This is a genomic window from Comamonas sp. Z1 (assembly GCF_008121555.1).
Lineage (GTDB): Bacteria > Pseudomonadota > Gammaproteobacteria > Burkholderiales > Burkholderiaceae_C > Comamonas > Comamonas thiooxydans.
In genome coordinates this window covers 1-23,817 of the sequence record NZ_VOQT01000027.1, presented here as the reverse complement: position 1 = coordinate 23,817, position 23,817 = coordinate 1, and the positions used below count along the sequence as shown (strand labels likewise).

General features: G+C 62.9%; 20 protein-coding genes and 1 pseudogene. 15 read left to right on the top strand and 6 right to left on the bottom strand.

What is annotated here, in order from left to right; translation table 11 throughout:
- Positions 1–4: 4 nt before the first annotated feature.
- A complete protein-coding gene (locus FSY45_RS25530) occupies positions 5–634 on the top strand; it encodes a response regulator transcription factor (protein ID WP_003066795.1) in 630 nt (209 codons plus the stop codon).
- Between the two features lie 65 nt (positions 635–699).
- Here the strand turns inward: FSY45_RS25530 and FSY45_RS25525 are convergent, their stop codons facing one another.
- Together FSY45_RS25525 and FSY45_RS27980 are read right to left on the bottom strand one after the other, a co-directional pair.
- Positions 700–1,359: an OmpA family protein gene (locus FSY45_RS25525; protein WP_003066797.1), complete on the bottom strand. Its 660-nt coding sequence runs from the start codon at positions 1,357–1,359 to the stop codon at positions 700–702.
- A 184-nt stretch (positions 1,360–1,543) separates the two neighbouring features.
- Positions 1,544–1,714, bottom strand: coding sequence for a hypothetical protein (locus tag FSY45_RS27980; protein ID WP_177340956.1), 171 nt, complete (start codon positions 1,712–1,714; stop codon positions 1,544–1,546).
- On the opposite strand from FSY45_RS27980, the gene FSY45_RS25520 reads away from it, so the two are divergent.
- A complete protein-coding gene (locus FSY45_RS25520) occupies positions 1,713–2,888 on the top strand; it encodes a murein transglycosylase A (protein WP_003066801.1) in 1,176 nt (391 codons plus the stop codon). The genes FSY45_RS27980 and FSY45_RS25520 overlap by 2 nt on opposite strands.
- 94 nt (positions 2,889–2,982) lie before the next feature.
- Here the strand turns inward: FSY45_RS25520 and FSY45_RS25515 are convergent, their stop codons facing one another.
- Positions 2,983–4,692 (bottom strand): MFS transporter, encoded by a 1,710-nt coding sequence (locus FSY45_RS25515; protein WP_046460405.1) that lies wholly within the window; start codon positions 4,690–4,692, stop codon positions 2,983–2,985.
- Between the two features lie 211 nt (positions 4,693–4,903).
- Positions 4,904–5,386, bottom strand: coding sequence for an Lrp/AsnC family transcriptional regulator (locus FSY45_RS25510; protein WP_003060152.1), 483 nt, complete (start codon positions 5,384–5,386; stop codon positions 4,904–4,906).
- 198 nt (positions 5,387–5,584) lie between these two features.
- Here FSY45_RS25510 and FSY45_RS25505 point away from each other — a divergent pair, with 198 nt between their 5' ends.
- From FSY45_RS25505 to FSY45_RS25485, 5 genes are all read left to right on the top strand, one after another.
- Positions 5,585–9,163 (top strand): indolepyruvate ferredoxin oxidoreductase family protein, encoded by a 3,579-nt coding sequence (locus tag FSY45_RS25505; RefSeq protein WP_046460406.1) that lies wholly within the window; start codon positions 5,585–5,587, stop codon positions 9,161–9,163.
- Positions 9,164–9,528: 365 nt separating this feature from the next.
- A complete protein-coding gene (gene yajC, locus FSY45_RS25500) occupies positions 9,529–9,861 on the top strand; it encodes a preprotein translocase subunit YajC (protein WP_003066810.1) in 333 nt (110 codons plus the stop codon).
- Positions 9,862–9,949: 88 nt separating this feature from the next.
- Positions 9,950–11,848: a protein translocase subunit SecD gene (gene secD / locus FSY45_RS25495; protein ID WP_003066812.1), complete on the top strand. Its 1,899-nt coding sequence runs from the start codon at positions 9,950–9,952 to the stop codon at positions 11,846–11,848.
- A gap of 11 nt (positions 11,849–11,859) precedes the next feature.
- Positions 11,860–12,816 (top strand): protein translocase subunit SecF, encoded by a 957-nt coding sequence (gene secF / locus FSY45_RS25490; protein WP_003072247.1) that lies wholly within the window; start codon positions 11,860–11,862, stop codon positions 12,814–12,816.
- A gap of 56 nt (positions 12,817–12,872) precedes the next feature.
- Positions 12,873–15,272, top strand: coding sequence for a DUF1631 domain-containing protein (locus FSY45_RS25485; RefSeq protein WP_046460407.1), 2,400 nt, complete (start codon positions 12,873–12,875; stop codon positions 15,270–15,272).
- Positions 15,273–15,377: 105 nt separating this feature from the next.
- On the opposite strand, the gene dprA is transcribed toward FSY45_RS25485, so the two are convergent.
- Complete coding sequence (dprA, locus tag FSY45_RS25480; RefSeq protein WP_046460496.1) at positions 15,378–16,571, bottom strand: DNA-processing protein DprA; 1,194 nt, start codon at positions 16,569–16,571, stop codon at positions 15,378–15,380.
- A 13-nt stretch (positions 16,572–16,584) separates the two neighbouring features.
- Entirely contained in the window at positions 16,585–17,772 is a 1,188-nt protein-coding gene (locus tag FSY45_RS25475; RefSeq protein ID WP_039050396.1) for a LysM peptidoglycan-binding domain-containing protein, read from the bottom strand.
- A 203-nt stretch (positions 17,773–17,975) separates the two neighbouring features.
- Between FSY45_RS25475 and def the strand changes: the two genes are divergently transcribed.
- The 8 genes and pseudogenes from def to FSY45_RS25435 form a co-directional block, all read left to right on the top strand.
- The gene (def, locus tag FSY45_RS25470; RefSeq protein WP_003072256.1) at positions 17,976–18,488 is read left to right on the top strand and encodes a peptide deformylase; all 513 of its coding nucleotides are present in this window, start codon (positions 17,976–17,978) and stop codon (positions 18,486–18,488) included.
- Between the two features lie 11 nt (positions 18,489–18,499).
- Positions 18,500–18,997 carry a hypothetical protein gene (locus FSY45_RS25465; protein ID WP_046460408.1) on the top strand — a complete coding sequence of 166 codons (498 nt, stop codon included), beginning with the start codon at positions 18,500–18,502 and terminating at the stop codon, positions 18,995–18,997.
- A gap of 42 nt (positions 18,998–19,039) precedes the next feature.
- A complete protein-coding gene (gene fmt, locus FSY45_RS25460) occupies positions 19,040–20,005 on the top strand; it encodes a methionyl-tRNA formyltransferase (protein WP_003066827.1) in 966 nt (321 codons plus the stop codon).
- The gene (locus FSY45_RS25455; protein WP_012840331.1) at positions 20,002–20,772 is read left to right on the top strand and encodes an AzlC family ABC transporter permease; all 771 of its coding nucleotides are present in this window, start codon (positions 20,002–20,004) and stop codon (positions 20,770–20,772) included. The genes fmt and FSY45_RS25455 overlap by 4 nt, the downstream gene beginning before the upstream one ends.
- The gene (locus FSY45_RS25450) at positions 20,769–21,101 is read left to right on the top strand and encodes an AzlD domain-containing protein (RefSeq protein WP_003066830.1); all 333 of its coding nucleotides are present in this window, start codon (positions 20,769–20,771) and stop codon (positions 21,099–21,101) included. The genes FSY45_RS25455 and FSY45_RS25450 overlap by 4 nt, the downstream gene beginning before the upstream one ends.
- 222 nt (positions 21,102–21,323) lie before the next feature.
- Positions 21,324–22,517 (top strand): phosphoglycerate kinase, encoded by a 1,194-nt coding sequence (locus FSY45_RS25445; protein WP_046460409.1) that lies wholly within the window; start codon positions 21,324–21,326, stop codon positions 22,515–22,517.
- A 295-nt stretch (positions 22,518–22,812) separates the two neighbouring features.
- On the top strand, positions 22,813–23,292 hold the full coding sequence (locus FSY45_RS25440) for a Crp/Fnr family transcriptional regulator (protein WP_034347941.1): 480 nt from the start codon (positions 22,813–22,815) through the stop codon (positions 23,290–23,292).
- Positions 23,293–23,434: 142 nt separating this feature from the next.
- A pseudogene (locus FSY45_RS25435) lies at positions 23,435–23,817 on the top strand (hypothetical protein); the annotation flags it as partial.

The following is a 23,817-nucleotide window of genomic DNA, read 5'->3' as shown; positions in this document are numbered from 1 at the left end:
CTTCATGGAACCTGTAACCGACGCTACCGTCTACGTGGTGGACGACGATGCCGATGTCCGAGAGGCATTGGCATGGCTGCTGCGTTCGCGCAGATTGCTGAGCGAGTGCTATCGCAACGCCGAAGAATTCGAGCAGGCCGTGCTGCAGACCAGCCCCGTGACGCGTCGTCCCTGCTGCCTGCTGCTCGATATGCGCATGACGGGCATGAGCGGGCTGTCGCTGTTCAACCGCATGCTGGAGCGCGGCCAGATCGAGGCCATGCCCGTGATCTTTCTGACCGGCCATGCCGATGTGCCGACGGCCGTGGATACGGTCAAGCGCGGTGCCTTCGATTTCTGCGAGAAGCCGTTTTCCGACAACGCGCTGGTGGACCGGGTGGAGCAGGCTCTGGCGCTGTCCGCCGAGCATCTGGCTGCCTTGCAGGCGCGCGAAGAGGTGCGCAGCCGCCTGGACGAGCTGACCGATCGGGAAAAAGACGTGATGAAGCTGGTCGTCGAGGGCGTGCCGAACAAGTTGATTGCCGATCAGCTCGATATCAGCGTGCGCACCGTGGAAGTGCACCGCGCGCGTGTCTTCGACAAGATGCAGGTCAAGTCGGCGGTCGAGTTGGCCAATCTGCTGCGCAACGCCTGAGCGCAAGCCTCCGCGACATGAAAAAAGCCCCGCTTGGCGGGGCTTTTTGCTGGTCTCGCGCTGGCTTATTGAGGCGCACGCTCGCCCACGAAGATTTCCACGCGGCGGTTGCGCGCACGGCCTTCGTTGGTGGCATTGGAGGCCACGGGCTGGTGCGAGCCCATGCCCTGAACCTGGATGCGGGCGCCGTTGACGCCACGCGAGGTCAGATAGTTGCGGGTGCTCTCGGCGCGCTGCAGCGACAGAGGGTTGTTGATGGCATCGGAGCCTGTGCTGTCGGTGTGGCCGATGATGCGCACTTCTGCGTTGGGGTTGTTGCGCAGACCTTCGGCAAAGCGATCGAGGATGGGGGCGAAGTTGCCCTTGATGTCGGCGCGGCCGGTGTCAAAGGAGATGTCGCTGGGGATGTCCAGCTTGAGCTGGTTGTCCGCGGTCTGTGTCACGCCCACGCCTGTGCCCTGGGTCGCGGCTTCCATTTCACGCTTTTGCTTCTCGAGGTTCTGCGACCAGATATAGGAGCCCAGGGCGCCGACACCGGCACCGATCAGCGCACCCTTGCCGGCATGGCCGCCAGCAATGGCGCCGATGGCAGCGCCGCCCAGTGCGCCCACGCCTGCACCGGTGGCAGTACGACGCGTGGTGTCCGACATGCCGCCGGTATTGGCGCAGCCGGTGATCAACAATGCAGAGGCCAGAGCGGCCGTCACAGCCATTTGCTTGCGCATAGAAAACTCCTTAGTTTGATAAACGACCCGGAGGGTCTTGCAAACCAGCTTTGCGTAAAAGCTGCAAGGCCACGAGCGTACTGCCAAGAGAAGGCAAAAAAAGTAGGACGCGGGCCAGCGAGCGGTTTCTGATGCAAAAGATTGTCACATGCAGCCCGCGCTGCAGTGGCTGCAGCGCCATGGGCTAAGCTCGATTAGAGCGATCTTGTTCGGGGTCTGCAAGCACTTCTTGGTGCGGCGCAGGCTCGACCGGGGCCGGCAACTCACCCTTTTTTCGACCTGAGAACATGGTCCACCACACAATAGCGACCAAAATGGCCAATGCCAGCAGTGCTTCAAGCAAAATCAGACCCATGAATTTCCATCTCCTGCGCCGTGCTTCACTGGCGCTGATTGTAGGAACCCTGGTGGCATGCACCACCACCAAGCAGCAAAACGACCCGGCATCGGTGCCCGAGATGGCTCCGCATGGCGGGCCGGCTTCCGCAGCCAAGCCGCCGTTCACCGCCAATGTACCGACTAAAAGCCGCTGGGTGGCGGTGGACTGGGGCGAGTTGCCCGGCGTGCCCCAGGATTCCCTGAACGAGGCCTGGAATGCCTGGATCAAGAATTGCGAGCGTCCCAGCACCGTGTTTGCCAATCTGTGCGGCGAGGTGCGAAGGCTGAGCATCGCCTCGGAAGACGAGCAGCGCAGCTGGATGATGAACACGCTGCAGCCCTATCGCATCGAAGCGACCACGGGCAGTCCCGACGGCATGCTGACCGCCTATTACGAGCCCTTGTACGAGGCGCGCCGTGTGCAGGGCAACGGCTTCAACGTGCCCATCTATCAGGTCCCGCAGGGCTTTGGCAAGCGCAAGCCCTGGTTCACGCGCCAGCAGATCGACACCAACTCCGAGGCCCAGGCCGCCCTGGCCGGCCGTGCCATTGCCTGGTTGCGCGACCCGGTGGACATGCTGGTGCTGCATATCCAGGGCTCGGGCCGGCTGATGCTGACCGAGGCCGACGGCCGCCAGCGCATGATCCGCGTGGCCTATGCCGGCACCAACGATCAGCCCTACAAGAGCGTGGGCCGCTGGCTGCTCGACCAGAACCTGGTGCGCGATGCCACCTGGCCCGGCATCAGCGCCTGGATTGCCGCCAATCCCTCGCGTGTCAACGAGATGCTCTGGAGCAATCCGCGCTATGTGTTCTTCCGCGAGGAGGCGCTCAATGACTTCGATGCCCAGTTCGGTCCCAAGGGCGCCCAGGGCGTGGCGCTGACGCCGGGCCGCTCGATTGCCGTGGACCGCAACAGCATTCCCTATGGCACGCCGGTCTGGCTGTCCACGCCCGGCCCTACGGTCTCGCTCAACCGCCTGGTGTTCGCGCAGGATACGGGCAGCGCCATTCTGGGCGCCGTGCGCGCCGACTATTTCATGGGCTGGGGGGCCGAGGCCGGTGATGTGGCGGGCCGTATCAAGCAGCCGCTCAAGCTCTGGGCTTTCTGGCCCAAGGCCTTGGCCGGATCGGCGCCGCATCTGCGCTGATACTAAAAACAGGAGCTGCCAGCGCTTGTCAGTCAATGAATTTCGATGAATAACTATCTGAAATCATTTATCTGAAAGCGCTGGCAGCTCTCTTTTAAAGAGCGTCGGTGAAGTAGCGCTGCACCACGGGCGGCTCCTTGCCCTTGTGAAAGCTCAGCTTGCGGTCGCGCAGCGCCACATCGGCGGTCGTCACGCGCTCGAAGCGGCGCAGATGCTCGGTCCAGGATTCGTCGGTGATCTGCTCCACGAAGCGCTCGGGCTGGCTCATGCTGTGCAGCAGGCTCCAGGACAGCGCGCCCTGGCGCAGGCGGCTGCGCCGGCTCAGCTGCATCAGGTCGCGGAAGGCGCCGGCCCTGGCCGGGTCGATCAGGTACTCGATGGTCACCACCACGCGCCCGGCTTCGGGCGTCGACGCTGCCGTCGGCGGCGTGAAGGCGCGCGAAGGGCTGAGGTCTTCCTCGATGTCGCGGTCCGGGTTCAGGCGCTGCACGATCAGCAGGGCCGTCAGCCCGCTGACGGCGGCCACGGCCATGCTGATCTGCACCGAGCCCAGGCTGGCGATCTTGCCCCAGATGGCGGCGCCAATGGCCGTGCTGCCCATGATGGACATCTGGTAGATGGACATGCCGCGTGCCCGCACCCAGTTGGGCAGGGCCATCTGCGCGGCCACGCCCAGCGTGTTGGCCGTGGCCAGCAGGGCCATGCCCGAGAGCATCATGCCCGGCACGGCCACGGCGATATGGGGGGCGAAGGCCACGGTCAGCGTGGCCAGGCTTTGCGCGGCCACGCCGGCCAGCACCGTGCGCTCGCCCGACAGCATCTGGCGTATGCGCGGCAGCAGCATGGCGCCCAGGATGGCGCCCGCGCCCATGGAGGCCAGCAGCAGCGTGAAGGTGCCGGCACTGCCGCTGCCGGCCGTGCCGTGGTCCAGGCGCTGGGCCGTCAGCGGCAGCAGGGCCATGATGGCGGCGGCCTGCAGAAAGTAGCAGACGGTGCGCAGCAGCACGGCATGCATGCGCGGCGACTCCTGGATGAACTGCAGGCCCACGCGCATGGCCGAACCCAGGCGCTCGCGGCCCAGCGGGTTGGCGGGCTGCTGGCGCTTCCAGCGCAGCAGCACAAAGCCCGAGACGATGGACAGCACGGCGTTGAGCACAAACACCCAGGCGCTGCCCAGGCTGGCAATCAGGGCCCCGGCCACCAGCGGGCCGATGATGCGCGAGGCATTCATGGCCACGCCGTTGAGCGCCATCGCAAAAGGCAGATGGTGCTTGGGCACCAACTCGGGGATCAGCGCGGAGAACACCGGCCAGCGCATGGCCAGGCCGATGCCGTTGGCAAACACCAGAGCCAGCAGCAGATAGGGCGTCAGCTGGCCCGAGAGCACGGCCAGGCACAGCAGCAGCGCCACGGCAGCCACCCAGAACTGGGTGACGATGAAGTAGCGGCGTCGGTCCAGGATATCGGCCAGCGCCCCGCTGGGAAGGGCCAGCAGCATGACCGGCAGGGTGGAGGCCGACTGCACCAGCGCCACCAGCACGGGCGAGGTGGTCAGCGATGTCATCAGCCAGGCGGCCGCCACATCGTTCATCCACATGCAGATATTGGCCGTCATCCAGATCATCCACAGCATGCGGAAGGTGGGTGTGGCCAGCGGTGTCCAGACGCCCGGGGCCGCAGCAGGCGGCGTGCCTCCGTCATGCATGGCCGAGGGATCTTCCAGCAGCTTGCCTGCAGGGACCTGGCCGGAGTCTGAAGTTATTGGATTGTGGGAAGCGCGTGCTGCGGAATCATCGTGGGCCATGGGACACGATTCTGTAGCAGGAAAGTTGTGCTGACAAATACGTAGTTCCTCACAGCGCCAGGCTGCGGCGGCCACCTGTCGCAGCGGTGACGGGTGCTATTGATCAGTGAGCTTGCAGCGTATGCCAGTCATTGATTTCAATGTCGATACGGCAGGTATTGCCCATGGGGCAAGCGGTACGCGCTTCACTTTTTAAGTGTGCCGGCCGGGCTCAGGCATGCGTCAGCGTGCTGGGCAGCGGCAGCGCGCTGCTGGACTTCACTTCGCCCAGCGAAAAAATCGTGTGCACGTCTTTGACGTTGGGCAGGCGCAGCAGCACATTGCGCACAAAACCGGAAAAGCTCTCCAGATCCCTGGCCACGACCTGCAGCTCGAAGGTGCCCGCGCCGCTGATGTAGTGACAGGAGGTGACCTCGGGCAGCAGGCGAATGGCTTCCTCCATGCGCAGCGTGATGTCGGCCGTGTTCTGTGCGGCATCCACGCGCACAAAGGCCAGCACGCCCAGGCCCAGCTTGTGGCGGTCCAGCGTGGCGTGATAGCCGGTGATGTAGCCCGACTCCTCCAGCGCGCGCACGCGTCGCCAGCAGGGCGCGGCGGACAGACCCACGCGCTGGGCCAGCTCGGCATTGGTGAGGCGGCCGTCCATTTGCAGCTCATTCAGGATGGCCCAGTCGAAGCGATCAAGTTGGTTCATGATTCGCAATTTACAGCAAGATTATTTCAAAAACTAGGTTAATCCCGGCAATAAAAAGAAAGCTCTATTCGGGGCGTTTTCCTTAAACTTTGCTCAAACAACTTGCGTTCCGTGCCTCTGGCGCAGGAATGCCCAAAGCAATATGCTGCTCTGGTAGCCAAGAGCTGCCACGGGTGGTCACCCACATGGAGACAAGCCATGAATGCCCCTTTGCCCGATGAAGTCCGTCGCGCCCTGGAGTCTGTGACTCTGGACGACAAATATTCCCTGGCCCGCGGCCGCGCCTTTATGAGCGGCGTGCAGGCCCTGGTCCGCCTGCCCATGCTGCAGCGCCTGCGCGATGCGCAGGCCGGGCTCAATACCGCCGGCTTCATCAGCGGCTATCGCGGCTCGCCCCTGGGCACCTACGACCAGTCCCTGTGGGCGGCCAAAAAGCATATGGAAGCGAATCACATCGTCTTTCAGCCCGGCGTGAACGAAGAACTGGGCGCCACGGCCGTCTGGGGCACGCAGCAGCTCGATCTCTATCCCGAGACCAAGAAGTTCGACGGCGTCTTCGGCATCTGGTATGGCAAGGGTCCGGGCGTGGACCGCTGCTCCGACGTGTTCAAGCACGCCAATATGGCGGGCACGGCCAAGCATGGCGGCGTGATCGCGATTGCGGGCGACGACCACATCAGCAAGTCCTCCACGGCCGCGCACCAGAGCGACCACATCTTCAAGGCCTGCGGCACGCCGGTGTTCTTCCCCAGCAATGTGCAGGACATCCTCGACATGGGCCTGCATGCCTTTGCCATGAGCCGTTTCTCGGGCCTGTGGTCGGGCATGAAGACGATCCAGGAGGTGGTGGAGTCCTCCTCCTCGGTCCTGGTGGACCCGGATCGCGTCAACATCATCCTGCCCGAAGACTTTCAGATGCCGGACGGCGGCCTGCATATCCGCTGGCCCGATCCGCCGCTGGAGCAGGAAGCGCGGCTGATGAACTACAAGTGGTATGCAGCCCTGGCCTATGTGCGCGCCAACAAGCTCAACCACAATGTGATCGAGGGCCCCAACGACCGCTTCGGCATCATCGCCAGCGGCAAGGCCTATAACGATACGCGCCAGGCCATGGCCGATCTGGGGCTGGACGAGGACACCTGCCGCCAGCTGGGCATCAGGCTGCACAAGGTCAACGTGGTCTGGCCGCTGGAGGCCACCATCACGCGCGATTTCGCGCGCGGCCTGCAGGAGATTCTGGTGGTCGAGGAAAAGCGCCAGGTCATCGAATACCAGATCAAGGAAGAGCTCTACAACTGGCGCGACGACGTGCGCCCCAATGTGGTGGGCAAGTTCAGCGACGAGCATGGCGGCGAATGGTCGCTGCCCAACCCTAGCACCGACTGGCTGCTGCGCCCCACGGCCGATCTGACCCCCGCCATCATTGCGCGCGCCATTGCCCAGCGCCTCAAGAAGCTGGGCGTGCCCGAGCATGTGCAAACGCGCATGCAGCAGCGTCTGGCCGTGCTCGACGCCCGCGAAGCAGCGATCAAGGCGGCCAAGGAGGTCTCGACCGGCGACCGCACGCCCTGGTTCTGCAGCGGCTGCCCGCACAACACCTCGACACGCGTGCCCGAAGGCTCGCGCGCCGTGGCCGGCATCGGCTGCCACTATATGACCACCTGGATGCCCGACCGCCGCACCAGCACCTTCACGCAGATGGGCGGCGAGGGCGTGACCTGGGTGGGGCAGGCGCCTTTCACCAAGGAAGCCCATGTCTTCGCCAATCTGGGCGACGGCACCTACTTCCACAGCGGGCTGCTGGCGATCCGCCAGAGCATTGCGGCCGGCACCAACATCACCTACAAGGTGCTCTACAACGACGCCGTGGCCATGACGGGCGGCCAGCGCGTGGGCGAGCGGCCCGAAGGCCATTCGGTGCTGCAGATCATGAACAGCCTGCTCTCCGAGGGCGTGGGCAAGCTGGTCATCGTCACCGACGAGCCCGAGAAATACGATGGCGTGAAGCTGGGCGAGGGCGTGACCGTGCACCATCGCGACGAGCTGGATGCGATCCAGCGCCAGTTCCGCGAGCTCAAGGGCTGCACGGCCATCATCTACGACCAGACCTGCGCTACCGAAAAGCGCCGCCGCCGCAAACGCGGCGTGCTGAGCACGCCCGACAAGACCGTGGTCATCAACGAGTTGGTCTGCGAGGGCTGTGGCGATTGCTCGGTGCAGTCCAACTGCCTCTCGGTCGAGCCCGTGGAGACCGAGTTCGGCCGCAAGCGCCGCATCAACCAGAACAGTTGCAACAAGGACTATTCCTGCGTCAAGGGCTTCTGCCCCAGCTTCGTCACCGTCGAGGGCGGTCAGCTCAAAAAGCCCAAGCAGGAGAAGAAGGGCAGCCTGGAGGCTCTTCCCATTATTCCCGAGCCCGTCCTGCCCGTGGCCGAGCAGGCCTGGGGCATCGTGGTGGCCGGCGTCGGCGGCACGGGCGTGATCACCATCGGTTCGCTGCTGGGCATGGCCGCACACCTGGAGGGCAAGGGCGTGGTCACGCAGGATGCGGCGGGTCTGGCGCAAAAAGGCGGCTCCACCTGGAGCCATATCCAGATCGCCAACCGCGCCGATGCCATCTACACCACCAAGGTGGACATGGCCAAGGCCGATCTGGTCATCGGCTGCGACCCCATCGTGGCGGCCACGCCCACCACCTTGTCCGTGATGCAGCCGGGGCGCACCTATGTGGCGCTCAACAGCCATGCCGCGCCCACAGCCACCTTTGTGGGCAACCCCGACTGGCAGTCGCCTGCCGCACGCTGCGCCACGGCGCTGGCCGAGGCCGTGGGACATGGCGCCCTGGGAAGCTTCGACGCAGAGAAGGCCTCCACGGCCTTGCTGGGCGACAGCATCTACGCCAACCCCATGATGCTGGGCTACGCCTGGCAAAAAGGCAGGGTGCCGCTCAGCCATGCCTCGCTGATGCGCGCCATGGAGCTCAACGGCGTGCAGGTGGCGCGCAACCAGGAGGCCTTTGAATGGGGCCGCCGCTGCGCCCACGATCTGGAGGCCGTGCGCGCTCTGTATCAGGCATCGCAGGTGATCCAGTTCGTCAAGAAGCCGTCGCTGGAGGAAATGCTGGACAAGCGTGTGGAGTTCCTCACGGCCTACCAGAACGCGGCCTATGCCCAGCAGTACCGCGACTTCGTGGCCAAGGTGCGCGCGGCGGAAGAGCCGCTGGCCCAGGGCACGCGCCTGTCCCAGGCCGTGGCGCGCTATCTGTTCAAGCTCATGGCGTACAAGGACGAGTATGAGGTGGCGCGTTTGCACACCGAGGCGGCGTTCACTCAGAAGATCAGCGAGATGTTCGAGGGCGACTACAAGCTCGTCCATCACCTGGCGCCCCCCGGTTTTGCCAAAAAGGACGAGCAGGGTCATCTGCTCAAAAAATCCTATGGCCCCTGGATGCGCAAGGCCATGGGCTGGCTGGCCGGCATGAAGGGGCTGCGCGGCACGGCGCTCGATCCCTTCGGTCGCACCGAGGAACGCCGCACCGAGCGCGCCCTGATCGTCGAATATCGCCAGTGCATCGAAACCCTGCTGACGGGTTTGACGGCCGACAAGCTGGCGCTGGCCGTGGAGATCGCCTCCATCCCCGAAGACATTCGAGGCTACGGCCATGTCAAAGAGCACCATCTGGCGGCTGCGCGCATCAAGTGGCAGTCCTTGATGACTCGCTGGAATGGCTCGGCTGCAGCTGCTGCGCCAGCAGTCAAGCTGATGGCAGTGAACTAATTGCGCCGAGGCGCATCACAACAAGGCCGGGGCAACCCGGCCTTTGTATTCATGGTCAGAGGCGATGCTGGCAGTGGGCTATCTGAATTTGATAGCTGCCAGCGCCTGTATTGAGTGATATTCAAAGATAAAACAGTCACAAAACAATACGAGTAATGCGCTGATAGCTATGTTTTTTACAGGCATCGTTGATGTGGAAAGGGAGGTCCTCATTGCATCAGGGAATGCCTGTGCTGCGCGGCTGCCCATGCCAATCTTGGGTACAAGCCAGCCGAATACAATGTCCCGCTGACCTGGCGAGATCGTGCAAGTGCGCGCCTGCCGGGACCTATTCCTGACAAATTCACTCTTTCGGAGTCTTTTTCGTGTTCATTTCTTCTGCTTTCGCCCAGACCGCTCCTGCCGCCGCTGCTGAAGGCGGCTTCATGGGTTCGCTCACCGGCATGCTGCCTCTGGTGCTGATGTTCGTGGTGCTGTACTTCGTGATGATTCGTCCCCAGATGAAGCGCCAGAAGGAACACCGCTCCATGATCGACGCGCTGGCCAAGGGTGATGAAGTGGCTACCGCCGGCGGCATCATCGGCACCGTGACCCGCATGGCCGAGCAATTCATCTACATCGAAGTGGCTTCCGGCGTGGAAGTCCAGATCCAGCGCTCCGCTGTGGTGCAAGTGCTGCCCAAGGGCACGGCCAAGTAAGCCTGTCCGCTGTGGATTTTGAGGGGTACGGCGCTCGACCAGAGCGCGCGTACCCGTTGTGCGTTGCTGTAAAAAAAAGAGCGCGATCATGAACCGATACCCGGTCTGGAAGTACGCGATCATCGTGATCGCGCTGCTGGTGGGGGTGCTCTACACCCTGCCCAATTTCTTTGGTGAAGCGCCTGCCGTGCAGGTGTCCTCGGCCAAGTCCACCGTCAAGGTGGACAACGCGGTGCTGCAAAAGGTGGAGTCCGCCTTGAGCGCGGCCAGCGTCAAAGCCACATCGATGTCGCTGGAAGGCACTTCGGTGCGCGCCCGCTTCGATACGCCCGATGAGCAGCTCAAGGCCAAGGACGTCATCCAGAAGGCGCTGATCTCCGACCCCACCGACCCCTCCTACATCGTGGCGCTGAACCTGGTGTCGCGCTCGCCCGACTGGCTGACGGCCATCGGCGCCAAGCCCATGTATCTGGGTCTGGACCTGCGTGGCGGCGTGCACTTCATGCTGCAGGTGGACATGGCGGCGGCCCTGACCAAGAAGGCCGAGAGCTATGCGGGCGATCTGCGCTCTTCGATGCGCGACAAGAATATCCGCCACGGCGGTGTCAGCCGCGACGGCAACAACGTCACCATTCGCGTGCGCGACGAAGCCACGCTGACGGCGGCGCGCAATCTGATCGCGGACCAGTTCCCCGATCTGGCGGCCACTTCCACGCCTGACGGCACGGGCTTCAAGCTGGTGGCCTCGATCAAGCCCGAAGCCCTGCGCAAGGTGCAGGAGCAGGCGCTCAAGCAGAACATCGTCACGCTGCACAACCGTATCAACGAACTCGGCGTGGCCGAGCCCGTGATCCAGCAGCAGGGCCTGGACCGCATCGTGGTGCAACTGCCCGGCGTGCAGGACACGGCCAAGGCCAAGGACATTCTGGGCCGCACCGCCACGCTGGAAGTGCGCATGGTGGACGAGTCCGCCGAAGCGCGTGCTGCCGAGATGGGCTCCGGCCCTGTGCCTTTCGGCTCCGAGAAATACCTGGACCGCAACGGTCAGGGCATCATCGTGCAAAAGCAGGTGACGCTGACCGGCGAGAACCTGACGGATGCCCAGCCTGGCTTTGACAGCCAGACCCAGGAGCCCACCGTCAACCTGACGCTGGACGCCAAGGGCGCGCGCATCTTCAAGGACGTGACGCGCGAGAACGTGGGCAAGCGCATGGCCATCATCCTGTTCGAAAAGGGCAAGGGCGAAGTGGTGACGGCTCCCGTGATTCGTGGCGAAATCGGCGGCGGCCGCGTGCAGATCTCGGGTCGCATGACTACGGCTGAAGCCAACGACACCTCGCTGCTGCTGCGCGCCGGTTCGCTGGCCGCGCCCATGGAGATCATCGAGGAATACACCATCGGCCCAAGCCTGGGCGCCGACAACATCGACCGCGGTATCCACTCCGTGGTCTGGGGCATGGTGGCTGTTGCTGCCTTCATGTGTGTCTATTACATGCTGTTCGGCGTGATCTCCACGATCTCTCTGGGCATCAACGTGTTGCTGCTGCTGGCCATTCTGTCCATGCTGCAGGCCACGCTGACCCTGCCCGGCATTGCCGCCATGGCGCTGGCGCTGGGTGTGGCCATCGATTCGAACGTGCTGATCAACGAGCGTATTCGTGAAGAGCTGCGTGCCGGTGCCTCGCCCCAGGCGGCGATTCATGCCGGTTACGAGCATGCCTGGCACACCATTCTGGACTCGAACGTGACCACGCTGATTGTGGGTCTGGCACTGCTGGCCTTTGGTTCTGGTGTGGTGCGTGGATTTGCCGTGGTGCACTGCATCGGCATTCTGACCAGCATGTTCTCGGCCGTGTTCTTCTCGCGTGGTCTGGTCAATCTCTGGTACGGCGGTCGCAAGAAGCTCAAGAGCCTCGCCATCGGTCAGGTCTGGAAGCCTGAGGGTGAAGGTCACCGTTCCGTGGCCGGCCGCGGCGGCAACAACTAAGGAGGAAGATCATGGAGTTCTTCCGCATCAAAAAAGACATTCCGTTCATGAAGTACGCGTTGGTCTTCAACGCGATTTCCTTCATCACCTTTGCGCTGGCCGTTTTTTTCCTGTTCTCGCGCGGCCTGCATCTGTCCGTGGAGTTCACGGGCGGTACGGTCATGGAAGTGGCCTACACCCAGCCTGCCGACATCGGCAAGGTGCGTGAAACCGTTTCCAAGCTCGGCTATGCCGATGTGATCGTGCAGAATTTCGGTACATCCAAGGATGTGATGATTCGTCTGCCCGTGCAAAAGGGCGTGACGACTGCTCAGCAAAGTGAGCGGGTGATCACTGCACTGAAGGCCGAGGATGCAGAGGTCACGCTGCGCCGCACCGAGTTTGTCGGCCCGCAGGTGGGCGATGAACTGATGCACAACGGCCTGATGGCGCTGGGCATGGTGGTGCTGGGCATCATCATCTATCTGGCCTTCCGCTTCGAGTGGAAGTTCGGTGTGGCGGCCATCATTGCCAACTTGCACGACGTGATCATCATCCTGGGCTTCTTTGCCTTCTTCCAGTGGGAGTTCTCGCTCTCCGTGCTGGCAGGCGTGCTGGCCGTGCTGGGTTACTCGGTCAATGAGTCCGTGGTGATTTTCGACCGTATCCGAGAGGCCTTCCGCAAGTTCCGCAAGCTCAGCACCCACGAGGTGATCGACCACGCCATCACGTCGACCATGAGCCGGACCATCATCACTCACGCTTCGACCGAAGCCATGGTGCTGTCCATGTTCTTCTTTGGCGGCCCCAGCCTGCATTACTTTGCACTGGCGCTGACGATCGGTATCTTGTTCGGTATCTATTCTTCGGTGTTCGTGGCGGCTGCCATTGCCATGTGGCTGGGCGTCAAGCGCGAAGATCTGGTCAAGGCTCCAGCCAAGCCCGGGTCGCAAGATCCCAACGATCCCAACGCGGGAGCCGTGGTCTGACGCTTTGACCATTGCGGCGGGTGCATGACTGCTTCTGCCGCCATTACACTTACGGAATGGCTCTCTCGCAGTCTTCCTCCACCGCGCCTGCGGCCCCGCAACAGCTGGGCTGGCAGGCGCGTTTGCGTTGGGTCCATGGCATTTGTCAGGGCCTGCCCAAGGTCGCTCGGCAACTGGATGAATTCCTCTCCAACCAGAGCAGTGCCGTCTCCACTGCCAAGGAGATGCAGGAGTGGCGCGAGGCCTGGGTTGGCTTTCAGCAGAACAAGGACGCCTGGTTGCAGGCAGGCGCTCAGGCGCTGCAGCAGGCTGCGCGCAAGCCGCCCTCTGGTGGAGCCGAGAGCAATGCTTCGGGCTCGGCTCCGCTGACCTTCGAGCTGCTCAGCGACGATGTCGTCGAAAACAGGATTCTGGCCTCCCGCATGGCCCTGGCCATGGGAGAGACGCTGCAGCCCGGCTTCGAGGCCATGCGCCTGCGCATTCAGGCACTGGAGGGCCATGAGCTGGCTTCCCGGGACATGTTCCGTGCCGAGACCATCTGCCTGCATCTGGTCGAGCAATGGCTGGGCTGCGGCATGGAGCGCAAGCATTTGCAGCGGGCTGTGGAGCCCCTGCAGAATGCGCTGGCACCGCTGATGGAGTCCGAATACAGCATCCTGCACAAGCTGCTGGATGCCAAGGGCGTCAGCAAGGCCCAGGATGCCCCGCTGCGCGTGCGACGTACCGAGGGTGGCCCGTCCACCGGTGCCATGCATCTGGGCGCCAGCAGTGGCTATGGCAATGCGTCCGATGCGGGTTGGACCAACTCTGCCATGCAGTACATGCCGGCCGGTATGGCTGCCGGTCTGGGCGTCGGGACTGGGATGGCTCCGGGCATTGCCCTGCCGCCAGGCGCCAGCGCCGGCCTGGGCATGCTGGCGCGGGCGCGCCATCGCGCGCTGGATGCCATGAATCAGCTGCGCCAGGTGCTGAGCCAGCCTGCGGTCGGCATTCCAGGACTGATGCCTGGCACGCCTGTCGTTCCCATGCCTCCGGCGTCTGCCGCTCTGGCGCAGGCGCTGCAGGAGCAGCAACAACTGATGGCGGCCGAGCTCCAGGCCCAGTATCCGTCTGCGGCCGGTTCGGCCATGGCCATGCCCGCCATGGACTACAGTCCGGCAGCGATCGGCCAGCTGGTCAATCTGGTGCGCGAGCGCTCGGCCGACTGGAAGCAAAAGGCCGAGACCAAGAGCGAGAAGGCGACCATCGAGGTGGTGGCGCTGATGTTCCAGAGCATTCTTTCGGAAGACCGGCTGCCGCCGTCCATTCGCGTCTGGTTCGCGCGCCTGCAGGTCCCGGTTTTGCGCGTGGCCCTGGCCGAGCCGCAGTTCTTCAGCGATCTCAATCACCCGGCGCGCAAGCTGATCGACCGCATGGGCTCCTGCGTCATGGGTTTTGACGCCAGCAGCATCAACGGCAATGCGCTGGAGACCGAGATCCGCCGCGTGGTTCAGGTGATAGAGCAGTACCCTGAAACCGGGCAGAAGGTCTTTGCGCTGGTGCTGCGCGAGTTCGAAGAGTTCCTCACCAGGCACTTTGCCCAGAATCGGTCCACGGCCAAGATCACCAGCGTGGCTCAGCAGGTGGAGCAGAAGGAGACGCTGGCCATCCAGTACACCATCGAGCTGCGCAATATGCTCACCGACATGCCGGTGCGCGAAGAGGTGCGAGACTTCCTCTTCAAGTCCTGGGCCGATGTGCTGGCCATGGCCACCGTGCGCTATGGCGCCAAGGATGCGCGGGCCATGCGCCTCAAGCAGGCGGCCAGCGAGCTGGTCTGGTCGGCCAGCGCCAAGCCCTTGCGTCAGGAGCGCGCGCGTGTCATCCAGGGCTTGCCGACCTTGCTGCAGACCTTGCGTGAAGGACTGGAGCTGGTGAGCGTGACCGGCGATGCACAGTCTGCCGCGATCAAGGTGTTGACCGATACGCTGGCCCAGGCCTTCATGTCCAAGACGGCAGCCATTCCGGCCGAGCGTATCGAGGCCATGGCCAAGCGCCTGGCGGAGCTGGAGAAATACATCAGCGAGGATGGCAAGCTCGACGATATGCCGCTGTCCAGCGAGAGCATAGAGCTGATGCTGGGCGTGGATGCGGGCGATCTGAACGTTATTCCCAACACGGACAGCCTGGTGGAGCCCGCCATGCTGGAGTGGGCCCAGTCGCTGGAAAGCGGTCGCTGGTTCACGCTGGACCACAACGGTGCCCGTGTGCAGGTGCAATATGTCTGGCATAGTCGTCGCAAGCATCTGCATTTGTTCGCCTCGCTGGATGGACACTGCTATCTGCTGCAGGCGCAACGCATGGCGACCTATCTGCAGGCCGGCTTGCTTGCGGTGCATGATGCCGAAGCCCTGACGGTGCGTGCCACGCGCGATGCACTGCAGAAAATTCAGGCGAATCCGGAAAGACTGGCCTAAGCCCCTGAGGTGCTTTGCATCTTTCCCCTTTCTCTACGCGCTGCACCAGGGAAGGGAGCAGCCCTTGCTGGGCGTCGCCTTGTCGGGATATGCCGGTTTGGGGCTTCAGCTTTGCGTAAGTCGCTGGTACAGGCCGCCAGGCAGGCGCGCGACCAGGCCGTCGAGCTCCAGTTCCATCAGCTGCGCCTGCAAATGGGCGGCATCCCAGCCCGTGCGATCGCTCAAGGACTCCAGTGTCATGGGGTCATGGCCCAGCGCCTGCAGCAACGGGTTATTCGGTGTCGATGCCTTGTTTTTGGCAGCTTCCTGCGCTGGTTCGGCTCTGGTCGACGCGAGTTTCAGTCCTTGAAGCTCTTCGAGCACGTTGTCAGCGGTTTCCACCAGCTTGGCGCCCTGGCGTATCAGCGCATGGCAGCCCTTGGCCTGCGGCGCGTGGATGGAGCCGGGGATGGCAAAGACTTCACGCCCCTGCTCGTTGGCCAGGCGGGCCGTGATCAGCGAGCCAGACTGCAGGGCGGCTTCCACGACCAGGGTGCCTTGCGACAGGCCTGAGATGATGCGGTTGCGCTGAGGGAAATGCCGGGGCAGGGGCTCGCTGCCCAGCGGGTATTCGCTGATGACCAGCCCATTGCGCGCAATTTGCTGTGCCAGCTTGGTGTGCGCACGCGGATAGACCTGATCGAGTCCGGTGCCGACGACGGCAATCGTGCGGGGGGTAGGGCCTGAGCGGGCCTGAAGTGCTCCCTCATGGGCAGCTGCATCGATGCCGCGTGCCAGACCTGAGACTATGCACAGCCCTTGCTCGGCCAGTGCCTGCGCCATGCTGCGCGCATTGATGACTCCCTGGGCGGATGGATTGCGGCTGCCCACCATGGCCAGGGTGGCAGGGTAGGGAAACCAGGGCCCGGCAGATGCCAGCAGTGCCGCTGGACCTTGGACAAACAGCAGCAGGGGCGGATCTTCGGTCTGCAGCAGGCAGTCCGGATACTGAGAGTTGCCCAGATGAATCACGGTGTGCAAGATACCCGGCGCGGGGGAGCTCAGCCAGCGGGCCAGTGCGCTGCAATGCTGCTCCCAGTCTGCCGGGAGCTCTGTCAGAGCCTTGATCTGCGCCTGAGTGGCGCATTCCGCCCATGTGGACAGCGGCAGCCGCCAGACCGCGTCTGCACTACCGGCGCTGGCCAGCAGGCGGCGTGCCGTGGTGCGTCCGAGACCCGGTGTCAGCAGCAGGCGCAGCCAGGCCAGAATTTCGGCATCGGGTGAGGCATGGAGCGCATCTTGTGAAGGGGGCGACACCATGCTCACGCTCCATTCAGGGCTGGGGCGACTGCAGGCCATCGCCCACATTCACGCCACGCTGGGCCGTGGTGATGAGCGCGTAGGAAACCCGGTCAAACACCTTGAAGACCATGGCATAGCCATTGGCCTCATCGGGCAGCTTCACCCGGTCACGACTGGGGCTGGTCTTGTCCACGATGACATTGCCCTTGCTGACGAGTTCCAGCACTGCGCCGATGTCCATGCCGTCCTGGGCTCCCTTGTTGATGGCAATGACCTGATTCTGAGCTGCGTTATAGCCCACCGAGTCACCATAGATGGAGACCACGGCGGCATCTACCGCATGGCGCGGGGCATGGGGCACATAGCTCAGATACTGCTGCTCGGGCGAGGGCAGCAGACGGTCACCTGCGCGGATTTCATTCTTGGAGCGGATGATGTCCACGGTTCCAGGGGTGGTCTGTACAGGCTGGCCTGGCGCGGATTCAAGCAATGTTTCACTACGCGCCACGGTGGCACTGCCCAGGTACTTGGCTTCGTAGCCAAGGATTTCCCCGGTGATGGGGTCCTTGAGCGGCGTGGCATCGCGGAAGATGCGATAGCTCGCGGGCCGGCCCTTGCCGGTGGTAACCAGCGCGCCACCGGAGTTGCGTACATAGGCGCGATCGCCATTGGCCATGAGCACGCGCTTGTCCTGGGTGGCGATGATGCGCGGGGCTTGTGTAAGTGCCTGGCTGTCCACCACCAGCGGCTCGGCCAGGAAGGGCTCGATCAGATGCGGCGGCAGCGTGGGCAGGGCCAGGTCGTTCAGTGACGATTCACGCGTTTGCGGCGACAGGCGCACTACCCCGGAATCGCCGTTGGGGGCCGTGGTCGATAGACGGGCATAACCGTTGCTGCGCACCAGATACAGCACCTGGCCGGGGTAGATCTGATGAGGGTTGGCGATGCTGGAGAGGTTCATGCCCCAGAGTTCGGGCCAGCGCCAGGGCTGGCGCAGATACATGCCCGAGATGCCCCAGAGCGTGTCGCCGCGCTTGACGGCGTACTGTGTGGGAGCGTTGGGCGCCAGTTCGTTCTCGGGGATGCCTTGCTGAGCGACTTGCTGTGCGGTGGAGCGCTGGGTGGCGGTCACAGGATAGCTTTGGGCGTGGACCGAAGTCAGGGCTGCAAGCAATGTGGCTCCAATGCTCAAGGCGCGTGCAGTGGCAAATGCGGTCATGAAGTTCCTTCTGGCGGGATTCGTTTGCTGCAGCGTCCCTCGCGTCGCCGCACTGTGGCCGATCTTGGCATAGCCAGCCAACAAGTCTTACAAATGTGTCGAAATTCTCGATGCAAGGCCTCGATAGATCAATGTTTATTGAGGACGTGACAAGCGTTTGGCGTCAAATGTTGGGACAATAACGACAGATTTACCGAGACACCATGGCCATTCTTCCCATCCTCTGCTACCCCGATCCCCGTCTTCACAAGGTCGCCAAGCCCGTGGCGCAGGTGGATGAGCGCATCCAGACTCTGGTGAAAGACATGCTCGAGACCATGTATGACGCCCAGGGCATCGGCTTGGCCGCGACACAGATCGATGTGCATGAGCGCGTCATCGTGATCGACGTGTCCGAGAAGCGCAACGAGCCCATGGCCTTGATCAACCCCGAGATTCTCTGGGCCAGCGAGGAAAAGCAGCTGGGTGAGGAAGGCTGCCTGTCCGTGCCCGGCATCTACGACGGCGTGGAGCGCTCCATTGCCGTCAAGGTCAAGGCCCTGGATGAAAACGGCAACAGCCGTGAGATCGACGCCGAAGGCATGCTGGCCATCTGCATCCAGCACGAGATGGATCACCTGCTGGGCAAGGTGTTTGTCGAATACCTCTCGCCGCTGAAGCGCAATCGCATCAAGACCAAGCTGGTCAAGGCCCAGAAGCAGGCCCTGAGGGCCTGATCGGAGTGTCCATGTCCCTGCCTCGCCTGCAAACACTGTTGACTGCCAGTCTGCTGGCATTGGGGCTGGCGGGTTGCATGGTGCCCCAGTGGCAAAAGCCTGGCATGCCTCAGGCCGAGGTGGAAAAAGGCATGGGCAAACCCACTCTGGTCGTGCCTCTGCCCGAGGGCGGCCAGCGCCTGGTCTATAGCCAGCAGCCCGCCGGTCAGCAGGTCTATCACATGGACTTCGATGCCCGGCACAAGCTGGTGCGTGTGGAGCAGGTGCTGGATACCACGCATTTTTTCGCGTTGCGCAATGGTGTGGATACCCGTGACGATGTCTACCGCATGTTCGGCCCGCCCGCCAAGGTCGAGAGGGTCTACAGCTTCAAAGGTGACATCTGGACCTACCGTTTTCTGGACAATACCGTTGCTCGGCGTGCCCATGTGCACATAGACCCGCAAGGTGTGGTGCAGAAGGTCATGTTCACCGATGAGAGCATTTACTTCAAAGAGCCGCATCTTTGAACATCTGGCAGCCGGCGGCTGCCTTTTTAATTTGTGAGTCCCATGAAAGTCATTTTTGCCGGCACGCCCGAATTTGCGCGCGTGGCCCTGGAGAGTCTGCTGGCTGCAGGTTTTGAAGTTCCGCTGGTGCTGACCCAGCCGGACCGTCCGGCCGGGCGCGGCATGAAGCTCCAAGCCTCTCCCGTCAAGCAGTGCGCCCTGGAGCATGGCATTGCAGTGGCTCAGCCGCTGAGTCTGCGTCTGGACGGCAAATATCCCGAAGACGCCGCTGCCGCCAAGGCCGCGATCGATGCCGCTCAGGCCGATGTGATGGTGGTTGCGGCCTATGGCCTGATTCTGCCGCAATGGGTGCTCGATACGCCTCGCCTGGGCTGCCTGAACATCCACGCCAGCCTGCTGCCGCGCTGGCGCGGTGCAGCGCCGATTCATCGCGCCATCGAGGCCGGTGACGCCGAAACCGGCGTCACCATCATGCAGATGGATGCCGGCCTGGATACCGGCGATATGTGTGTGATCGAGCGCCTGCCGATAGCCGCAGGCGACACCACGGCCAGCCTGCAGGACAAGCTGGCCGCGTTGGGCGGCCGCCTGATCGTGGAAGCGCTGGAAATGGCGGCCTGCGGAGGTCTCAGCCGCACGCCACAGCCTGCCGATGGAGTGAGCTATGCACACAAGATCGAGAAGGCCGAGAGCCTGATCGACTGGAACGAAAGCGCCGAAGTCATTGCGCGCCGCTTGCGTGCCTTCAACCCCTTCCCCGGCGGCGCCACCAGCCTGGGCGGCGAGGCCATCAAGGTCTGGGAAGCAGAGGCCCAGCAAGGCAGCGGCGCGCCCGGCTCCGTGCTGTCGGCCGACGTCCGCGGCGTGCGCGTGGCCTGTGGCAGTGGCGTGCTCAACATGACGCTGTTGCAGCGCGCGGGTGGCAAGCGTCTGGCCGCTGGCGATTTTCTGCGCGGTTTCGAGCTGCCCGCAGGCGCGCAACTGGGCGAGGGTGCTGGCGAGGTATGACGGATATGGCGTTCACGCTGAGTCAGCGTGCGAAATCGATAGTCAGGGATCCGTTCTTCTGGGTCGGTTCCAAGGAGATGGGCGGCACCGCCCTGGGCATCGCCGCCTGGGGCCTGGTAACCGGCGTGGCCATGGTCAAAAGCGGTCTGTCCGTTCCCCTGGCGCTGCTCATGGGTTTGACTGTCTATGCGGGCAGTGCCCAGCTGGCCGTGTTGCCGCTGATGGCCGTGGGGGCTCCGCTGTGGGTGGTCTGGTTCACCGCCATTTGCGTGAACCTGCGTTTTGTGATCCTGTCCAGCATGTGGCGCAGCTATTTCGCCAAGCTGAGTCTGCGTCACCGTCTGGCGGTCGCCTATTTCAGCGGCGATGTGATTTTCGTGAACTTCATGCGTCGCTACCCAGAGGCCAGGCCGCAGCCCGAGCAACTGCCCTATTTCTGGGGCGCAGCACTGACCAACTGGCTGGCCTGGCAGATCCCGTCCACGCTGGGCATTTTCCTGGCCGACCAGATTCCTCTGTCCTGGGGACTGGGCTTTGCCGGCGTGCTGGCGTTGTTGGGCGTGTTGCTGTCCATGCTCAAGGACCGAGCAACCTGGGTGGCCTCCATCGTGGCCTGTACGGCAGCCGTGGCGGCTTTTGCGCTGCCGCTCAAGCTCAATATCCTGGTGGCGATCGCAGCTGCGGTGGCTGCAGGCCTGACGGCCGAGCAACTGCAAAAGCAGGCCAGCCGGCTGCCTGCGGTGAAGAATGAGGAGGACCGGTCATGATGAGCAGTTTCTGGGTCATCGTTGCCTGTATCGGTCTGGCCCTCATCACGCTGATCACGCGTGCTTTCTTCATGATCCCCGAGCGTGAACTGCCGCTGCCCGACTGGCTCAAGCGCGGGCTCAAATACGCACCGCTGGCGGCCCTGGCGGCGGTGATTGCGCCCGAGATCGTGATGAGCAATGGTCAGCTGATCAACAGTCTGGCTGATGCTCGACTGCCTGCGCTGGCCGCTTCGGTGGTGTATTTTTTTTACAAGCGCAGCATTCTTGGCACCATTGCTCTGGGCATGGCGATTTATCTGCCTCTGCATATCGGTCTGGGCTGGTAGCTCCAAGACCAGAGAAAACAGGAGCTGCGTGCTCCTGTTTTCATATGGACTGTCTATAAAAAGGCTTGAAACCAAGTTACAGAGCGCGCAGGATGCTCCTGTTTTTGAGTCGAGTAAGCGTGTAAAAGCGATGCCTGAAAGTGGCGATCGCCCTAGAATGCAGGCAGATTTTGTGTTTTCCAACCTTTGTATGGGCGACTTTCGGAGTCGCTTTTTTGCTGCATGAACATCATCCGCTTCTCCGATCTGTGCGCCCAGGGCAAGGCCCAGGGTCAACGTGTTTTCATCCGTGCCGACCTGAACGTACCCCTGAACGACGCTGGTGAAATCACCGAAGACACGCGTGTGCGCGCTTCCGTGCCTGCGATTGAAATGGCTTTGAAGGCCGGCGCTGCCGTGATGGTCACCAGCCACCTGGGCCGCCCCACCGAAGGTGAATTCAAGCCCCAGGACTCGCTGGCTCCCGTGGCCAAGCGCCTGTCCGAGCTGCTGGGCCGCGATGTGCCCCTGGTCGCCAACTGGGTGGAGGGCGTGCAGATTGCTCCCGGCCAGGTCGTGCTGCTGGAGAACTGCCGTGTCAACGTGGGTGAAAAGAAGAACAAGCCCGAGCTGGCCCAGAAGCTGGCCAAGCTCTGCGACATCTTTGTGAACGATGCCTTCGGCACCGCTCACCGTGCCGAAGGCACGACCTATGGCATCGCCGAATACGCCCCCATCGCCTGTGCCGGCCCGCTGCTGTCGGCCGAGATCGACGCGCTGAACAAGGCCCTGGCCGCGCCTGCACGTCCTCTGGCCGCCATCGTCGCCGGCTCCAAGGTGTCCACCAAGCTGACCATTCTCAAGAGTCTGGCCGACAAGGTGGACCAGCTCATCGTGGGCGGCGGCATTGCCAACACCTTCATGCTGGCTGCCGGTCTGAAGATCGGCAAGAGCCTGGCCGAGCCCGATCTGGTGGCCGATGCCAAGGCCGTGATCGACGCCATGGCTGCCCGTGGCGCCAATGTGCCCGTGCCCACCGATGTGGTCACCGCCAAGACCTTTGCTGCCGACGCCGTGGCCACCGTCAAGAAGGCCTCCGAAGTGGCCGACGACGACATGATTCTGGACATCGGCCCGGAAACCGCAGCCCTGCTGGCCGAGCAGCTCAAAAAGGCCGGCACCATCGTCTGGAACGGCCCCGTGGGCGTGTTCGAGTTCGACCAGTTTGCCAATGGCACCAAGGTCATCGCCCAGGCGATTGCCGAGTCACCCGCCTTCAGCATTGCCGGCGGTGGCGACACCCTGGCCGCCATTGCCAAGTACGGCATTGAAAAGGACGTGGGCTACATCTCCACCGGCGGCGGTGCCTTCCTGGAAGTGCTGGAGGGCAAGAAGCTGCCAGCCTTCGAGATCCTGGAAAAGCGCGCCCATAGCTGATTTCCTTGAGAAATGGCGCTAACCCAAATGGGAAGAGCGATGTAAGCTATTAAAAAAGGATCGAACCATCGATCCTTTTTTGCTTTGACGCGGATGAAGATGCAGACACTTTGGGGAAGTAAAAGCAACTCCGCACCGCAAGTGATTGGCGGGACTGTCAGAGTCGCTTAGCATTCAGCCTGCGTTGATGGTGAGCCATGGCGCGCTATGAATTTCTTTTACCCTGAGCGGCCGGGATGCGTATCCGGATTTGTCCACCGGATGGCATGCGGCGTTCGCGTTCCATCCACTGCTTATGTTCGCTTCAACACCTCAGGATTTGTCGGCGCTGATCCAGGCGATGACGACCTCGGTTGCCACCGATACCGCTCAAAACGTGCTCAGTGCCGCTCAATGGGAGTTGCTGGCGCCGTATCTGCAGCCGATCAATCTGGCGGCCAGCGAGGTGTTGTTTGCCGAAGGGGCGCTGGATCGCAATCTGTATCTGGTGGAGTACGGCTCGCTGAGCGTGCATTACCAGGATTCGAAGGAAAGAATCCGCCTGGCTTTGGTGGGGCCGGGAGCGATTGTGGGGGAAGGGGCCTTCTTCGCCCATAGACCACGCAAGGCCACGGTGCAGGCCGCAGCGCCCAGCCGTTTATGGTGTCTGACAGCGCTGCGTTATTCCGAAATTGCCAACCGTCAGCCTGCTCTGGCCCTGGCGCTACTGACCATGGCAGGTCAGGTGCTGGCCCGCCGCGCAGGGGACAGTCGTCGCCGGGTGGCCAGCACCTGAGTGAAGATTTTTTGTGTGCCGGCCGGTTTGGCGGCTTGATCCACGTCGGACAAAGGCTAATATTTCGGTAAATGTCACGAGCTGCTCCAGACCTGGAGGCAGAATGTGTCTCGTTGTAAATCCTGCTTGTTCGAGTGTGCTCATGTCCCTGTTTCGATGGTTTTCTCGCGGGCCTCGCCGAGAAGGTAGCACGCAAGCACCGCGCCACGAGGATGATGCAGTGACGCGTCAGTCGCAGCGCCGGGAGCGCTCCGCCAGACGCGAGCAGCTGTACGTCATCGTGCGCGAAGCCATGGTCAGGGTCGGCATTCTTTCGGCCGGCTACAAGTTCAAGGTGCTCTCGCTGGACAACGTCGGCCAGCGCTTTGTCGTGATGGTGGATCTGGCTCCTGCATACGCTGCGGATGCTCCGCAGCAAAGACGTATCGAGGCATTGATTGCCGAGCTCGCCAGAACCCGCATGGATGCTGGGGTTCACGCCGTTTACTGGCGCGTGAACGGGCAGCTTCAAAGCGCTGCTAGCCC

Excerpts from the sequence above, each read along its gene's own strand:
- FSY45_RS25465 (WP_046460408.1), top strand. The coding sequence starts at position 18,500 with ATGTCCCTGCCTCGCCTGCAAACACTGTTGACTGCCAGTCTGCTGGCA.
- FSY45_RS25455 (WP_012840331.1), top strand. The coding sequence starts at position 20,002 with ATGACGGATATGGCGTTCACGCTGAGTCAGCGTGCGAAATCGATAGTC.
- FSY45_RS25520 (WP_003066801.1), top strand. The coding sequence starts at position 1,713 with ATGAATTTCCATCTCCTGCGCCGTGCTTCACTGGCGCTGATTGTAGGA.
- fmt (WP_003066827.1), top strand. The coding sequence starts at position 19,040 with ATGAAAGTCATTTTTGCCGGCACGCCCGAATTTGCGCGCGTGGCCCTG.
- FSY45_RS25445 (WP_046460409.1), top strand. The coding sequence starts at position 21,324 with ATGAACATCATCCGCTTCTCCGATCTGTGCGCCCAGGGCAAGGCCCAG.
- FSY45_RS25485 (WP_046460407.1), top strand. The coding sequence starts at position 12,873 with ATGGCTCTCTCGCAGTCTTCCTCCACCGCGCCTGCGGCCCCGCAACAG.
- FSY45_RS25475 (WP_039050396.1), bottom strand. The coding sequence starts at position 17,772 with ATGACCGCATTTGCCACTGCACGCGCCTTGAGCATTGGAGCCACATTG.
- FSY45_RS25440 (WP_034347941.1), top strand. The coding sequence starts at position 22,813 with ATGTTCGCTTCAACACCTCAGGATTTGTCGGCGCTGATCCAGGCGATG.
- FSY45_RS25450 (WP_003066830.1), top strand. The coding sequence starts at position 20,769 with ATGATGAGCAGTTTCTGGGTCATCGTTGCCTGTATCGGTCTGGCCCTC.
- secD (WP_003066812.1), top strand. The coding sequence starts at position 9,950 with ATGAACCGATACCCGGTCTGGAAGTACGCGATCATCGTGATCGCGCTG.
- FSY45_RS25525 (WP_003066797.1), bottom strand. The coding sequence starts at position 1,359 with ATGCGCAAGCAAATGGCTGTGACGGCCGCTCTGGCCTCTGCATTGTTG.
- FSY45_RS25515 (WP_046460405.1), bottom strand. The coding sequence starts at position 4,692 with ATGGCCCACGATGATTCCGCAGCACGCGCTTCCCACAATCCAATAACT.
- FSY45_RS25530 (WP_003066795.1), top strand. The coding sequence starts at position 5 with ATGGAACCTGTAACCGACGCTACCGTCTACGTGGTGGACGACGATGCC.
- FSY45_RS25510 (WP_003060152.1), bottom strand. The coding sequence starts at position 5,386 with ATGAACCAACTTGATCGCTTCGACTGGGCCATCCTGAATGAGCTGCAA.
- FSY45_RS25505 (WP_046460406.1), top strand. The coding sequence starts at position 5,585 with ATGAATGCCCCTTTGCCCGATGAAGTCCGTCGCGCCCTGGAGTCTGTG.
- dprA (WP_046460496.1), bottom strand. The coding sequence starts at position 16,571 with ATGGTGTCGCCCCCTTCACAAGATGCGCTCCATGCCTCACCCGATGCC.
- FSY45_RS27980 (WP_177340956.1), bottom strand. The coding sequence starts at position 1,714 with ATGGGTCTGATTTTGCTTGAAGCACTGCTGGCATTGGCCATTTTGGTC.
- def (WP_003072256.1), top strand. The coding sequence starts at position 17,976 with ATGGCCATTCTTCCCATCCTCTGCTACCCCGATCCCCGTCTTCACAAG.
- secF (WP_003072247.1), top strand. The coding sequence starts at position 11,860 with ATGGAGTTCTTCCGCATCAAAAAAGACATTCCGTTCATGAAGTACGCG.